At 71.6% G+C, this 13944-nt stretch carries 14 protein-coding genes; 11 read left to right on the top strand and 3 right to left on the bottom strand.

The features are described 5' to 3' along the window. Position 1 precedes the first annotated feature (1 nt). Positions 2–877: an inositol monophosphatase family protein gene (locus tag ABEA42_RS05220; protein ID WP_345501622.1), complete on the top strand. Its 876-nt coding sequence runs from the start codon at positions 2–4 to the stop codon at positions 875–877. A gap of 109 nt (positions 878–986) precedes the next feature. Here ABEA42_RS05220 and ABEA42_RS05215 read toward each other — a convergent pair whose 3' ends face one another. Then, entirely contained in the window at positions 987–1172 is a 186-nt protein-coding gene (locus tag ABEA42_RS05215) for a hypothetical protein (RefSeq protein WP_345501621.1), read from the bottom strand. A 390-nt stretch (positions 1173–1562) separates the two neighbouring features. On the opposite strand from ABEA42_RS05215, the gene ABEA42_RS05210 reads away from it, so the two are divergent. The 5 genes from ABEA42_RS05210 to ABEA42_RS05190 are packed head-to-tail and all read left to right on the top strand — an operon-like array spanning position 1563 to position 4349. Continuing rightward, entirely contained in the window at positions 1563–1862 is a 300-nt protein-coding gene (locus tag ABEA42_RS05210) for a DUF4193 domain-containing protein (protein WP_056883993.1), read from the top strand. A 31-nt stretch (positions 1863–1893) separates the two neighbouring features. Then, positions 1894–2373, top strand: coding sequence for a dUTP diphosphatase (dut, locus tag ABEA42_RS05205; protein ID WP_345501620.1), 480 nt, complete (start codon positions 1894–1896; stop codon positions 2371–2373). Positions 2374–2380: 7 nt separating this feature from the next. Continuing rightward, entirely contained in the window at positions 2381–3217 is an 837-nt protein-coding gene (locus tag ABEA42_RS05200) for a DUF3710 domain-containing protein (protein ID WP_345501619.1), read from the top strand. A gap of 6 nt (positions 3218–3223) precedes the next feature. After that, positions 3224–3640, top strand: coding sequence for an OB-fold nucleic acid binding domain-containing protein (locus ABEA42_RS05195; RefSeq protein ID WP_425571985.1), 417 nt, complete (start codon positions 3224–3226; stop codon positions 3638–3640). Next, positions 3630–4349 carry a DUF3159 domain-containing protein gene (locus ABEA42_RS05190; RefSeq protein WP_345501618.1) on the top strand — a complete coding sequence of 240 codons (720 nt, stop codon included), beginning with the start codon at positions 3630–3632 and terminating at the stop codon, positions 4347–4349. Before ABEA42_RS05195 ends, ABEA42_RS05190 begins: the two co-directional genes overlap by 11 nt. A gap of 12 nt (positions 4350–4361) precedes the next feature. Here ABEA42_RS05190 and ABEA42_RS05185 read toward each other — a convergent pair whose 3' ends face one another. Beyond that, positions 4362–5045 (bottom strand): potassium channel family protein, encoded by a 684-nt coding sequence (locus ABEA42_RS05185; protein WP_345501617.1) that lies wholly within the window; start codon positions 5043–5045, stop codon positions 4362–4364. Between the two features lie 18 nt (positions 5046–5063). Next, a complete protein-coding gene (locus tag ABEA42_RS05180; protein ID WP_345501616.1) occupies positions 5064–5732 on the bottom strand; it encodes a potassium channel family protein in 669 nt (222 codons plus the stop codon). Positions 5733–5880: 148 nt separating this feature from the next. Between ABEA42_RS05180 and ABEA42_RS05175 the strand changes: the two genes are divergently transcribed. The 5 genes from ABEA42_RS05175 to ABEA42_RS05155 all read left to right on the top strand — a co-directional run bounded on the left by ABEA42_RS05175 (position 5881) and on the right by ABEA42_RS05155 (position 13685). Next, complete coding sequence (locus tag ABEA42_RS05175; protein ID WP_345502595.1) at positions 5881–7839, top strand: APC family permease; 1959 nt, start codon at positions 5881–5883, stop codon at positions 7837–7839. After that, complete coding sequence (locus tag ABEA42_RS05170; RefSeq protein ID WP_345501615.1) at positions 7836–9152, top strand: class I SAM-dependent RNA methyltransferase; 1317 nt, start codon at positions 7836–7838, stop codon at positions 9150–9152. The genes ABEA42_RS05175 and ABEA42_RS05170 overlap by 4 nt, the downstream gene beginning before the upstream one ends. Further along, positions 9149–10351, top strand: coding sequence for an MFS transporter (locus ABEA42_RS05165; RefSeq protein ID WP_345501614.1), 1203 nt, complete (start codon positions 9149–9151; stop codon positions 10349–10351). Before ABEA42_RS05170 ends, ABEA42_RS05165 begins: the two co-directional genes overlap by 4 nt. A gap of 11 nt (positions 10352–10362) precedes the next feature. Beyond that, entirely contained in the window at positions 10363–10797 is a 435-nt protein-coding gene (locus ABEA42_RS05160) for an acyl-CoA thioesterase (protein ID WP_345501612.1), read from the top strand. Positions 10798–10892: 95 nt separating this feature from the next. Then, positions 10893–13685, top strand: coding sequence for an aconitate hydratase (locus tag ABEA42_RS05155; protein ID WP_345501611.1), 2793 nt, complete (start codon positions 10893–10895; stop codon positions 13683–13685). Positions 13686–13944 lie beyond the last annotated feature (259 nt).

The raw sequence follows: 13944 nt of genomic DNA, 5'->3' as shown, positions 1-13944 counted from the left end.
GGTGACCACCACCGACCCGGCGGGTCTGACCGTCCCGGGGGAGGAGGAGCTGCGCACGTTCGAGGAGCTCGCGGTCGCCGTCGCCCTCGAGGCCGGGCGGCTCATCGTCGACGAGCGCCCCGCCGACCTCGGCGTCGCCAGCACGAAGTCCTCGGCGACGGACGTCGTCACGGTGATGGACCAGCGCGCGCAGGAGCTGATCCGGACGCGGCTGCAGGAGGCACGCCCGCAGGACGGCTTCCTGGGCGAGGAGGAGCCCGGCACGAGCGGGCGCTCGCGCGTCACGTGGGTCGTCGACCCCATCGACGGGACCGTCAACTACCTCTACGCCATCCCCGCGTACGCCGTGTCCGTCGCCGCGGTCGTCGGTGACCCGACGACCCCCGGTGCCTGGCGGCCGGTGGCCGGCGCGGTGGTCAACCCCGTCAGCGGCCAGCTGTTCCACGCCCGCCTGGGCGGCGGTGCCCACCTGCGTGTCGGCGAGGGCACGTCGCGACCCCTGGGGGTCGCGCAGCCGCCCCGGCTCGGACAGGCGCTCGCCGGCACCGGGTTCGGGTACGGCGCGGAGCGCCGCCTGTGGCAGGCGCGCGTGCTCACGGAGGTCCTGCCGCACGTGCGCGACATCCGGCGCATCGGGAGCGCGGCGCTGGACATCTGCTCGGTGGCCCTCGGCACGCTCGACTGCTACTTCGAGCGCGGGCTCAACCCGTGGGACCTGGCCGCGGCGTGGCTGGTGCTCACCGAGTCCGGCGGGCTGTTCACCGGGCTCGACGGCGGTGCGCCGGACCCGGCGCTGGTCGTGGGGGCGGCGGCGCCGCTGCACGGAGAGCTCTCGGAGCTGGTGCGCCGTGCGGTCGAGGTGGCCGGGGAGGAGTAGGAGCCGGCCCCCGGGGTGGTGGGGCCGTGCCGTCAGTCGGGGACGTCAGGCGTGGACGTCGGGTGTGGACGTCGGGTGTGGACCTCGGGTGTGGACCTCGGGGTGGAGGTCAGGCGGCGTGGTAGCCGGAGAGCTCGGGGATGCGCAGGCCGTGCTCCGAGGCGAGCCGGGCGAGGTTCTCCAGCTCGGCCTCCTGGACGGTGGCGAGGTAGTCGTCGCCGGTCTCCTGGGCGGTCCGCAGGTTCTGCACCGCGCGGCTGGCGCGGCGGGTGATCTCGGTGTGGAACTCGGTCATGGTGCACCCCTCTCTGAGTCGTGGGACGAGTCGGTTCGGGTGGGCAGTTCGCTGACGTGGAGGTCAGGACTCTAGACGCACAGACGCGTCAGGACCCAGTCCGGGTTGCGCCCCATGGGTGAATCTTGGGTGAACCGAGACCCGCCCCAGAGGTGGTGCGGGGGTGGCCCGGGGACCGTTCTGGGAGGGTTCGGGGGCGGTTCTGAGGCGCTGCTGAGGGGGTTGCGGTGCGGTCCGTGGACCCTGGGATGACTCCACCTCACGGATAGGGCACAATCCCCGCCGGCGGTGGGCACAAAACCACGATGGTCAGCGTTGACACCGGCGACTCGTCTTCCCGATCACCGGGAGGACGACTGATGCGACAGAAGAGGGAGAGCGACAGCGAATATGGCGACTGACTACGACGCGCCGCGCAAGACCGATGACGAGCTGTCCGAGGACTCGATCGAGGAGCTGAAGTCCCGCCGGGTCGACAAGAGCGCGTCCAGCGTCGACGTCGACGAGACCGAGCAGGCCGAGGGCTTCGAGCTCCCCGGCGCCGACCTGTCCGGGGAGGAGCTCTCCGTCCGGGTCATCCCGCGGCAGTACGACGAGTTCACGTGCTCGCGCTGCTTCCTGGTCCACCACCGCAGCCAGCTGGCCAAGGAGGTCAACGGGCAGATGGTGTGCCGGGAGTGCGCAGCCTGAGACGAGGCAACACCGGATAGGGTCGGTCCACGTGACTGGCCCTATCCGCGTACCGGTGCCGCTGCGGCGGCTCGACCCCGACCTCCCGGTGCCCTCCTACGCGCACGACGGTGACGCCGGCGCCGACCTCCATGCCGCCACCGACGTGACGCTCGCCCCCGGTGAGCGGTCCCTGGTCCCGACCGGGGTGGCCCTGGCCCTTCCCGACGGGTACGTCGGCCTGGTGCACCCGCGCTCCGGCCTCGCCGCGCGGCACGGGGTGACCATCGTCAACGCACCGGGCACCGTGGACTCCGGCTACCGCGGCGAGGTCCTGGTCAACCTGGTCAACCTCGACCCGCGCGAGCCGTTCAGTGTGCGGCGGGGCGACCGGATCGCCCAGCTCGTGGTCCAGCAGGTGGCCCGCGCCGAGTTCATCGAGGTGGATTCGCTCGAAGACACCTCCCGGGGGGACACTGGACACGGGTCCAGTGGCGGCTTCGGCACCCACAACCAGACGACGAAGGACTGACTGACCAGTGGCATTTTTCCGACGGGGCAAGAAGACCGAACCGGCCGACGAGGCCGGACAGGTCGCCGGCACCGGCTCGGCCGTCGAGCCCACCGACGCCCAGGACGCTGACGGCCAGAGCGCCTCCGAGGACGCCACCGGCGACCTCGGCCGGACCGGCGACCAGCCTGAGGCGGCGTCCGAGGCCGTCGGGCGCGGCCCGTTCGACAGCAGCGGGGTCGACACCTCCGACGACGGCCGCCTCGACCTCGGGGCCCTGCGCATCCGCGGCGTGGCCGGCATGGAGCTGCGGCTGGAGGTCGACGAGGCTGCCGACCAGGTCGTCGGCGCCACCGCGGTCCTCGCGGACTCCGCCGTGCAGATCCAGGCGTTCGCGGCCCCGAAGACCATGGGCATCTGGGACGAGATCCGCGCCGAGATCGCCGAGTCCATCCTCGACCAGGGCGGCACCGCCGACGAGGTGCGCGGTCCGCTCGGCACCGAGCTGCGCACGCGGATGCCGTCGGCCGGCCCTGACGGCCGCACCGTCTTCGCCCCCGCCCGGTTCGCCGGGGTCGACGGGCCCCGCTGGTTCCTGCGCGCGGTGTTCTCCGGGCGCGCTGCGATCGACGACGAGGCCGCAGCCCCGCTGCTCGACGTCGTGCGCGACGCCGTGGTCGTCCGTGGCGACAGCGCGATGGCGCCCCGGGAGATGCTGCCCCTCACCCTGCCCGCCCAGCCGGATGCCGCGGCCCCCGAGCACGACCACGACCACGACCACGACGGCGACGAGGGCCCCACCGGGGTCCGTGCCGACGACCTCAAGCCGTTCGAGCGCGGACCAGAGATCACCGAGGTCAGGTAGGCAGCCATGGCTGGGAAGAGCACGACCACCACGACGCGCGAGGCCAGGGACCACAAGTCGGCCCTGGCGAGGCTGGGGGAGCGGCTGACCAAGTCGGTCACCCAGATGGAGGCCGACGAGCTGCAGGAGGACGCCGCCCGCCTCGGGTGCACCCCGATGTGCGACCTTCGCGACCGCCAGGAGGCGACCGTCTCCGGGACGGTGCGGGCGGTCACGCTCCGACCGCGCGTCAACGTCCCGGCGCTGGTGATCGACCTCTACGACGGCAGCCGCACCATCAACCTGGTCTGGCTGGGCCGGCGCTCCATCGCCGGGATCCAGCCGGGGACCTACCTGCGCGCCAACGGCCGCGTGACCTACTACCGGGGCATCCCCACCATCTTCAACCCCGCCTACGAGATCGTCCCGCTGCGTGCACACTGACCACGAGGTGCAGGCCACCGTCGAGGAGGTCATCCGCCAGCGGCTGTCCAGGGCCCTCGGGGGCTGGCGCGGCTCCGTCGAGACCGCGCTGCCGACGGTGGTCTTCGTCGCCGTGTGGACCCTGACCCACGAGGTGCGCACCGCGGTGGTCGCCGCGGGTGCCGGCATCGCCGTGCTGGCGGTGCTGCGCCTCGTCCAGCGGCAGAGCCTGCAGTTCGTCGGGTCGGCGGCCGTCGCCACGGGTATCGCCGCGTTCTTCGCCCTGCGCAGCGGCCGGGCCCAGGACGCCTTCCTGCCCGGGATCCTCACGAGCGCGGCCTGGGGGGTGGGTGCCCTCGTGTCGGTGGTGACGCGGTGGCCGCTCGTGGGCTTCATGGTCGGGGCCGGCGACCCGCGCGCCACCGAGGACCCGTTCGCCTGGCACCGCGACCGCGGGCTCGTCCGCGTCTGCCAGCGGCTCACCATGGTGCTCGTGGTGATGTACGCCGTCCGCGTGGCGATCATGCTGCCGCTCTACTTCGCCGGGGAGGTGGGGTGGCTCGGCGTGTGCAAGGTCGCGCTCGGCTGGCCGCTCTGGCTCGTGGGCCTGGCCGCCATGGGCCTGATGCTGGTGCGGGGCGAGACCGCACAGGAGGTTCCGGCCCCGGACGGGCACCACGTCGAGCACCACCGCCACGCGCTGCCCGAGCGCGAGCCGCTCGAGCCCTGAGGAGGTCTGGGGTCAGGCCTCGCCGCGCGGGTTGCGCTGCCCCGGGCTGAGCATGGCCTCGAGGTCGTCCTCGAACTCGGGGGTCGAGATGAACAGCAGCTCGTCGTGCGGCTCAAGGGAGTCGTCGCGGCTCGGGGCGATGGGGTGGTCCTCGCGGATGATGCCGACGAGCACGGTCTCACCGGGGAAGTCGACGTCGCCGACCCGCTTGCCCGCGTAGGGGCTGTCGGCCGGCAGGGTGAGCTCGACCATGGTCGCCTTGCCCTGCTGGAACTGGAAGATCCGCACGAGGTCGCCGATGCTCACGGCCTCCTCGACGAGGGCCGTCATGAGACGGGGCGTCGACACGGCGACATCCACGCCCCAGGCCTCGTCGAACATCCACTCGTTCTTCGGGTTGTTGACCCGGGCGACCGTGCGGGGGACGCCGAACTCGGTCTTGGCCAGCAGTGACACCACGAGGTTGACCTTGTCGTCGCCGGTCGCTGCGACGACCACGTCGCACTCGGCCAGCCCGGCCTCGTGCAGCGCCGTGATCTCGCACGCATCGGCGAGCAGCCAGTTGGCCTCGGGCACGCGGCTGGACTGGATGTCCTTGCGCTCCTTGTCCATGAGCAGGACCTGGTGGCCGTTGTGCAGCAGCTCGCGGGCGATGGAGCGTCCGACGCTCCCTGCTCCGGCGATGACGACGCGCATGCGGGATTCCTTTGTGGCTCAGTGCCCGGACGGGACGGGAGGGGCGTCGAGGGTGCGCTCGACGGCGGGCAGCTCCGCCGCGAGGGTCGCGAGGTGGATGAGGTCGCCCTCCTGGAACACGGTGTCGGCCGTCGGCAGGATGCCGGACCCCAGGCGGGTGAGGTAGGCGGCGCGCGTGCCGGTGGCGTCCTCGAGCTCGCTGACCAGGCGGCCGACCCAGCCCGGGTTGACGGTCACCTCGGCGATGACGACCTTGCCCGACGGGTCGACGAGCTCGGGCACGTGGCCCTGGGGCAGGAGGCGACGCAGCATCTGGTCGGACGTCCACTTCACCGTGGCGACGGTGGGGATGCCGAGGCGCTGGTAGACCTCGGCTCGGCCGGGGTCGTAGATGCGGGCGACGACGTGTTCGACGCCGAACGTCTCGCGCGCGACCCGGGCGGCGAGGATGTTGGAGTTGTCACCGCTGGAGACCGCCGCGAACGCGTAGGCGTCGGAGATGCCGGCCTCGATGAGGGTGTCGCGGTCGAAGCCGACGCCGGTCACCCGGCTCCCCTCGAACGCCGAGCCCAGGCGCCGGAACGCGGACTCCTCCTGGTCGATGACCGCCACGTCGTGGCCCTGGCTCTCGAGGCTCAGCGCGAGGGAGGACCCGACGCGGCCGCAGCCCATGATCACGAAGTGCACGACAGGGACGCTACACCGACGCGCACCACGCCCGCGCACCCTGGCACGGTGAGCCGCGGCACGCACGCAGCACCCCTTCGCGACGCCTAGAGTGTTCGCCGTGGCAACCTCAGGACGCGTCCTCAAGCGGGTGCTCGTCGGTCGCGCGATGCGCAGCGACCGGCTCGGCGAGACACTGCTCCCCAAGAAGCTCGCCCTCCCCATCTTCGCGAGCGACGCGCTGTCGTCGGTGGCCTACGCCCCGGACGAGATCTTCCTGACCCTGGGACTCGCGGGCGGTGTGCTGGCCCTGACCCACTCGTGGCAGATCGGCCTGTGCGTCGTCGCGGTCATGCTCGTGGTGGTCGCCTCCTACCGCCAGAACGTGCACGCCTACCCCTCCGGTGGCGGTGACTACGAGGTGGCCAACACCAACCTCGGCCCGAAGGCCGGGCTCACGGTCGCCGCGGCGTTGCTCGTCGACTACGTCCTCACCGTCGCGGTGTCCATCTCCTCGGGCGTGCAGAACGCCGCCGCGGCGCTGCCGTTCATCCGCGGCCACGAGGTGGTCGTCGCGGTCGCCCTGGTGGTGCTGCTCACCGCCATGAACCTGCGCGGCGTCCGGGAGTCGGGCCAGGCGTTCGCCGTGCCCGTCTACCTGTTCATGCTGAGCGTGATCGGGATGGGCATCGTCGGGGTCGTCCGTGAGGCGACCGGCAGCCTCCCCGACGCCGAGAGCGCGCGGCTGACGCTGGCGCCGGAGACGGGGTACGAGAGCCTCGGCAGCTTCGCGATGCTGTTCCTGCTGCTGCGGGCGTTCTCGTCCGGCTGTGCCGCGCTGACAGGGGTCGAGGCCATCTCCAACGGTGTGCCGGCGTTCAAGAAGCCCAAGAGCCGCAACGCCGCCACGACGTTGCTCCTCATGGGCGTCATCGCCATCACCATGCTCATGTCGATGCTCACCCTGGCCAAGTGGACCGGGGTGAAGTACGCCGAGAACCCCGCCACCCAGCTCCTGCGCGACGGCAAGCCGGTCGGCGACGGCTACGTCCAGGACACGATCATGGGGCAGGTCTCCAAGGCCGTCTTCTCCGGCTTCCACCCGGGCGTGATCGTGGTGTCCATCGTCGCCGGCCTCATCCTCATCCTCGCGGCCAACACCGCGTTCAACGGCTTCCCGGTCCTGGGCTCGATCCTGGCCAAGGACGGTTACCTGCCCCGCCAGCTGCACACCCGTGGTGACCGGCTCGCGTTCTCCAACGGCATCCTCATCCTCGCCGGGGCCGCGGCGTTCCTGATCGTGCTCTACCACGCCGAGGTCACCAAGCTGATCCAGCTCTACATCGTCGGCGTCTTCGTGTCGTTCACGCTGAGCCAGACCGGCATGATCCGCCACTGGAACCGGCACCTGCGGCTCGAGCGCGACCGTGCCGAGCGCACCCGCATGCAGCGCAGCCGGGTCATCAACGCCATCGGCGCAACGATGTCGGGGATCGTGCTCGTCGTGGTGCTGCTCACCAAGTTCGTGCACGGAGCCGGGTACGCCATCGCCGCCATGGTCGTCCTCTTCTTCCTCATGCTCGGGATCCACCGGCACTACGAGCGGGTGCGTGCCGAGCTCCGCGTGCTCGACGACGACCTCGACGCGCAGATGCTCCCGAGCCGGGTCCACGCCATCGTGCTCGTGTCCAAGATCCACAAGCCGACGCTGCGCGCCCTCGCCTACGCACGGGCCACCCGCCCGTCCAAGCTCGAGGCCATCACGGTCAACGTCGAGCCCGACGAGACCAAGGTGTTGCAGGACGAGTGGGACCGCCGTGACATCCCGGTGCCGTTGAAGGCCCTGGACTCGCCCTACCGCGAGATCACCCGGCCGGTGGTCGACTACGTGAAGTCGCTGCGCTCCGGACACCCCCGCGACGTCGTGGTCGTCTACATCCCCGAGTACGTCCTGGGCAAGTGGTACGAGCAGGTCCTGCACAACCAGAGCGCCCTGCGCCTCAAGGGACGCCTGCTCTTCACCCCGGGTGTCATGGTCGCCAGCGTCCCGTGGCAGCTCGCCTCCTCCGAGGGCCAGGAAGAGCGTTTCGACGGGCCCACCGCGGGCTCGGTCCGCCTCGGCCAGTGACGCCGAACCACCCGGACGCCGAGGGCCAGCCCACGGGGCAGGTCGAGGTCGGCGACGTCGTCGAGGTCGAGGTCGGCCCGGTGGCGCACGGCGGCTTCTGCATCGCCCGGTACGAGGGGCGCGTGGTCTTCCTGCGCCACGCCCTGCCGGGGGAGCGGGTCCGAGCCGTGGTGACCGAGGCGAAGGAGGGCCAGCGCTTCGTGCGGGCCGACGCGGTCGAGGTGCTCGTGGCCAGCGACCACCGGGTGCAGCCACCGTGCCGGTTCGCCGGACCCGGCCTGTGCGGTGGCTGCGACTTCCAGCACGTCGAGCTGGGCCACCAGCGTGAGCTCAAGGCCGCCGTGGTCCGGGAGCAGTTCTCACGCCTCGCCCACCTGGACGTGGACGTCGTGGTCGAGCCCGTACCGGGGGACGTCGACGGGCTCGGCTGGCGCACTCGGGTCGAGTTCGCGGTCGACGAGTCGGGGCGCGCGGGCCTGCGTCGCCACCGCTCGCACTCCGTCCTCCCCGTCGACACCTGTCTCATCGCCGACGACCGGGTCGTGGCCACCGGGGTCCTCGGCCGGGACTGGTCGGGGTCCCAGGCGGTCGACGTGGTCGCCCCCTCGACCGGTGAGCCGGTCGTCGTACCCGTCCCCGCAGCAGGTGCGGCAGTCGGCGAGGACGGGCCCCCCACGGTGGTCGAGCACGTCGCCGGCCACCGCTTCACCGGCGACTTCCAGGTGTCGGCGCGCGGGTTCTGGCAGGTCCACCCCGGCGCGGCGGCGACGTTCGTCGACGCGGCGCTGGAGGCGCTCGCCCCTCGGGAGGGGGAGACCGCGCTCGACCTGTACTCGGGTGTCGGACTGTTCGCCGCGGCGCTCGCCGAGTCCGTGGGACCGGGTGGCAAGGTCGTCGCCGTCGAGTCCGACGGCGACGCCGTGGCCGCCGCTGCAGCCAACCTCGCCGCCCGGCCGTCGGTCCTGGCCCTGCGGGCCCGTGTGGACGACGCCTTCGGCGTGGCCCGCCCCAAGCGCTCGGGCCCCGGCTCGCGTGCCCAGCGGTCGCGCAAGCTGCGGCGCCACCCCCTGCTGCCGCTACGCGCCGACGTCGTCGTCCTCGACCCGCCCCGGACCGGAGCGGGCAAGGACGTCGTGGCCCAGGTGGTGGCGCTCGAGCCACGAGCCGTCGCCTACGTCGCGTGCGACCCCGCCGCCCTCGCCCGCGACACCGCCTCGTTCCTGGAGGCCGGCTACCGGCTCAGCGGGCTGCGGGCGTTCGACGCCTTTCCCATGACGCACCACGTGGAGTGCGTCGCGCTGTTCGAGCGGTGACGGGCAAGGGGTCGGGCGGGGCGTCCCCGGGGTCGGTCTGGGCCTTCCCGGGCATGCCCGCGCTCGGCCTGGTGTCGGTGTTCGGGTTCAGCGGGTACGCCGCGCTGCTCTCGGTCGCCCCGCTGTGGGCCGCGCGGGGTGGGGCGGACGCCGCCGGGTCGGGACTGGTCAACGGCGTCCTGCTCGCGGCCACGGTGCTGACCCAGCTGGGGGTGCCGGCCCTGCTGCGCCGTTTCGGCCACGGACCCGTCATCGCCGCGGGGGTGCTGCTCATGGGCGCCGCCTCGCCGGCCTACCTCGTCTCCGACGCGCTGGGGCCGGTGCTGGCGCTGTCCGCGGTGCGCGGCGTCGGGTTCGGGATCATCACCGTCACCGGCTCTGCCGTGGTCGCCCACCTCGTGCCTGCCGCTCGCCGGGGCGCTGCCGTCGGGGCCTACGGGCTCGCGGTGGCCGTCCCCAACCTCCTCCTGCTGCCCGCCTCCGTCGCGGTGGCCGACCGGTGGGGCTTCGGCTGGGTGTTCGCCGTCGGTGCGCTCCCGGTGCTGGCGACCCCCTTCGCGTACGCCGTGGGGCGGGCCCTGGGGCCGGCTGACCGGCCCGCGGGCGGGGCGCCCCGCCTCGACCGGCGCACCGCGTGGGCCGTCGCGCGGCCGACCGCCGTCCTCTTCGCCGTGACCATGGCAGGGGGAGGGCTGCTCACCTTCGCGCCGCAGGTCGTGGACTCGACCGACGCGTCGTGGGTCCTGCTCGTCCTGGGGGTGGGCACCGCCGCGTGCCGCTGGGGCGCGGGCCACCTGTCCGACCGCCACGGCGCCGAGCGGTTCCTCGCGCCGCTGCTCCTGCTCGGGGCGGCGGGGCTCTGCCTCTGCGCGTGGGGCGCCCAGCGTGGGGGAGACCTCGGGCTGATGCTCCTCGGGGCAGCCCTTGCCGGGGTCGCCTACGGCGGGCTGCAGAACCTCACCCTCGTGGTGGCCTTCCACCGGGTCGACCGTGCGCACATCCCGGTGGCCAGTGCCGGCTGGAACATCGGCTTCGACGGCGGCACGGCGACGGGTGCCGTCGCGGTGGGGGCGATCGCGACGGCGTCGGGGTTCGGGGCGGGCTTCCTCGCGCTCGCGGTGGTGTGTGTCGCCGCGCTGCCGCTGTGCCTGCCCGCCGCGGGGCGGCCCGAGCCCCGGACTGCGGACGAGGTCGCCTAGGCTCCTTCCCCGTGCCCGAAGCCCCCGCGCAGGTCCCGTTCACCCACCACGTCGAGGTCCACTTCTACGAGGTCGACCAGGTGGGGGTGGTCTTCAACGCCTGGTACCTCGCGTGGTGCGACGACGCCCGCCTCGCCTACCTGGCCTCGCGCGGCTACGGCCTGGAGGAGGCGAAGCAGGCGGACGCGTTGCCGCTGGTGCGACACGCCGACATCGAGTGGCTCGCGAGCCTCGCCGCCGGTGACCGCGCCGACATCGTGGTGCGGCCGGTCCGCGTCGGCTCCACGAGCTTCACGCTGCGCCACGAGATCCACCGCGCGAGCGACGGCCTGCTGTGCGCCGTGCTGACGATCACCTACGTCGCCGCGGGGCTGGGGGAGCGCACCAAACGTGAGCTGCCACTTTCGCTCCGTACGGCATTGGACGAGGATCGAGACCGGACCTGACCACGCACAACCAACGTGATATCTTGACGTCAAGATAAATCGAGATCGACCAGCAGAGTGCAGTGACGCACAACTGAGCATCGAAGGAGCAGGCAGTGGCCAGCACGAACAGCTTCAACGCCCACGGTGAACTCACGGTCGGCGACCAGTCCTACGAGATCTACCGGCTGTCCGCGGTCGAGGGTGCCGAGTCCCTCCCGTACAGCCTCAAGGTGCTGCTGGAGAACCTCCTGCGCACCGAGGACGGCGCCAACATCACCGCCGACCACATCCGGGCCCTGGGCTCCTGGGACGAGAACGCCGACCCCGACACCGAGATCCAGTTCACGCCCGCACGCGTGATCATGCAGGACTTCACCGGCGTGCCGTGCGTCGTCGACCTGGCCACGATGCGCGAGGCCGTCGCCGAGCTCGGCGGCGACCCCGCGAAGATCAACCCCCTCAGCCCCGCCGAGATGGTCATCGACCACTCGGTGATCATCGACGTCTTCGGCCGCGCCGACGCCTTCGAGAAGAACGTCGAGATCGAGTACCAGCGCAACCGCGAGCGCTACCAGTTCCTGCGCTGGGGCCAGACGGCGTTCGACGACTTCAAGGTCGTCCCCCCGGGCACCGGCATCGTCCACCAGGTCAACATCGAGCACCTCGCCCGCACCGTCATGGTCCGCGACGGCGTGGCCTACCCGGACACCTGCGTCGGCACCGACTCGCACACCACGATGGTCAACGGCCTCGGTGTGCTCGGGTGGGGCGTCGGCGGCATCGAGGCCGAGGCGGCCATGCTCGGCCAGCCCGTCTCGATGCTCATCCCGCGCGTGGTCGGCTTCAAGCTGTCGGGCTCGATCCCGTCCGGGGCCACCGCCACCGACGTCGTCCTCACGATCACCGAGATGCTGCGCAAGCACGGCGTGGTCGGCAAGTTCGTGGAGTTCTACGGCGAGGGCGTCGGCGCGGTGCCGCTCGCCAACCGCGCCACCATCGGCAACATGAGCCCGGAGTTCGGCTCCACCTGCGCCATCTTCCCGATCGACGACGTGACCCTGGAGTACCTGCGCCTCACGGGTCGCTCCGACGAGTCGGTCGCCCTCGTGGAGGCCTACGCCAAGGAGCAGGGCATGTGGCTGCAGGCCGGCCCGGACCAGCCCGAGTCGCGCTACTCCGAGTACCTCGAGCTCGACCTGTCCACGGTCGTCCCCTCCATCGCCGGCCCCAAGCGTCCCCAGGACCGCATCGCGCTCACCGACGCCAAGGACGCCTTCCGCAAGGTCCTCCCGACCTACGTGTCGCACCACGAGGGCGACGCCGGTCCGGCGACCAGCTTCCCCGCGAGCGACCCGTCGCCCCAGGGCGCGACCGACGGAACCAACGGCGGCTCCAAGCCCGCCGACGAGGGCGACGGCGTGGGCCGCCCCTCGCGGAAGGTGAGTGTCACCACGGCCGAGGGTGCGACGTTCGAGATCGACCACGGCATCGTGTCGATCGCCTCCATCACCTCCTGCACCAACACCTCCAACCCGTCGGTGATGATGGCTGCGGCGATGCTGGCCAAGAACGCCGTCGACCGCGGGCTCACCGTGGCCCCGTGGGTGAAGACCTCGATGGCGCCCGGCTCGAAGGTGGTCTCGGACTACTACGAGAAGGCCGGCATGTGGCCCTACCTCGAGAAGCTCGGTTTCCACCTCGTCGGCTACGGCTGCACGACGTGCATCGGCAACTCCGGCCCGCTGTCGGACGAGATCTCCAAGGCCATCAACGACAACGACCTCGCCGTCGTCTCGGTGCTGTCGGGCAACCGCAACTTCGAGGGCCGCATCAACCCCGACGTGAAGATGAACTACCTCGCGTCGCCGCCGCTGGTCATCGCCTACGCCCTCGCCGGCACCATGGACTTCGACTTCGACGCCCAGCCGCTCGGCCAGGACACCGACGGCAAGGACGTGTTCCTCAAGGACCTGTGGCCGAGCCCGGCCGACGTCGAGCGCACCATCGCGGAGAGCATCAACAAGGAGATGTTCACCAAGGACTACGCCGACGTCTTCGCGGGCGACGAGCGCTGGCAGTCGCTGCCGACGCCGGAGGGCAAGACCTTCGACTGGGCCGACGACTCGACCTACGTCCGCAAGCCCCCGTACTTCGACGGCATGAGCATGGACACGACGCCGGTCGAGGACGTCGAGGGTGCGCGGGTCCTCGCCAAGCTCGGTGACTCGGTCACGACCGACCACATCAGCCCGGCCGGGTCCATCAAGGCCGACAGCCCCGCCGGCAAGTACCTCGCCGAGCGCGGTATCGAGCGCAAGGACTTCAACTCCTACGGCTCGCGCCGTGGCAACCACGAGGTGATGATCCGCGGCACCTTTGCCAACATCCGCCTGAAGAACCTGCTGCTCGACGGCGTCGAGGGTGGCTTCACGCGCAACTTCCTCGCCGGCGGCGAGCAGACCACGATCTTCGACGCGTCAGCTGCCTACCAGGAGGCCGGCGTCCCGCTCGTCATCCTGGCGGGCAAGGAGTACGGCTCGGGTTCGTCGCGTGACTGGGCGGCCAAGGGCACCCGCCTGCTGGGGGTCAAGGCCGTCGTCGCCGAGAGCTACGAGCGCATCCACCGCTCGAATCTCATTGGTATGGGCGTGATTCCGCTCCAGTACCCCGCCGGGCAGAACGCAGACTCCCTGGGCCTGGACGGGACGGAGACCTTCTCCATCACCGGCATCACGGCGCTCAACGAGGGCACGACGCCCAAGACCGTGAAGGTCGTCGCGACCCGTGAGGGTGCCGACCCGGTCGAGTTCGACGCCGTCGTCCGCATCGACACTCCCGGCGAGGCGGACTACTACCGCAACGGCGGCATCCTGCAGTACGTCCTGCGCTCGCTCGTCAACGGCTGACCCAGGACGCGCCCTCGCCGGCGCGTGCCTCGACGGGGCCCGTCCACCTCTGGTGGGCGGGCCCCGTGGCGTGTGCCGGGTACGTCGTACGACGTAGGTGTCAGGCGCGTTTGCCCGGGTTTGCTGTTGCGTGTCCCGATCGCGGATGTTTCACTGGACGGGTACTTCTCAGAGCTGGGGAACTCGGGAGACGAAATGCGGGGGATCGCGCGCACTGACCGCCTGGTGAGGCTGGTCATGTGGGGTGCCCTCCTGACGG

This window comes from Pedococcus ginsenosidimutans (genome assembly GCF_039544395.1).
Taxonomy (GTDB): domain Bacteria; phylum Actinomycetota; class Actinomycetes; order Actinomycetales; family Dermatophilaceae; genus Pedococcus; species Pedococcus ginsenosidimutans.
The sequence above is the reverse complement of the archived record's forward strand: the minus strand, read 5'-3'. Positions and strand labels throughout refer to the sequence as shown.

Coding starts and splice junctions, on each gene's coding strand:
- ABEA42_RS05175 (WP_345502595.1), top strand. CDS start 5,881: ATGCGCAGCGACCGGCTCGGCGAGACACTGCTCCCCAAGAAGCTCGCC.
- ABEA42_RS05185 (WP_345501617.1), bottom strand. CDS start 5,045: ATGCGCGTCGTCATCGCCGGAGCAGGGAGCGTCGGACGCTCCATCGCC.
- ABEA42_RS05215 (WP_345501621.1), bottom strand. CDS start 1,172: ATGACCGAGTTCCACACCGAGATCACCCGCCGCGCCAGCCGCGCGGTG.
- ABEA42_RS05210 (WP_056883993.1), top strand. CDS start 1,563: ATGGCGACTGACTACGACGCGCCGCGCAAGACCGATGACGAGCTGTCC.
- ABEA42_RS05195 (WP_425571985.1), top strand. CDS start 3,224: ATGGCTGGGAAGAGCACGACCACCACGACGCGCGAGGCCAGGGACCAC.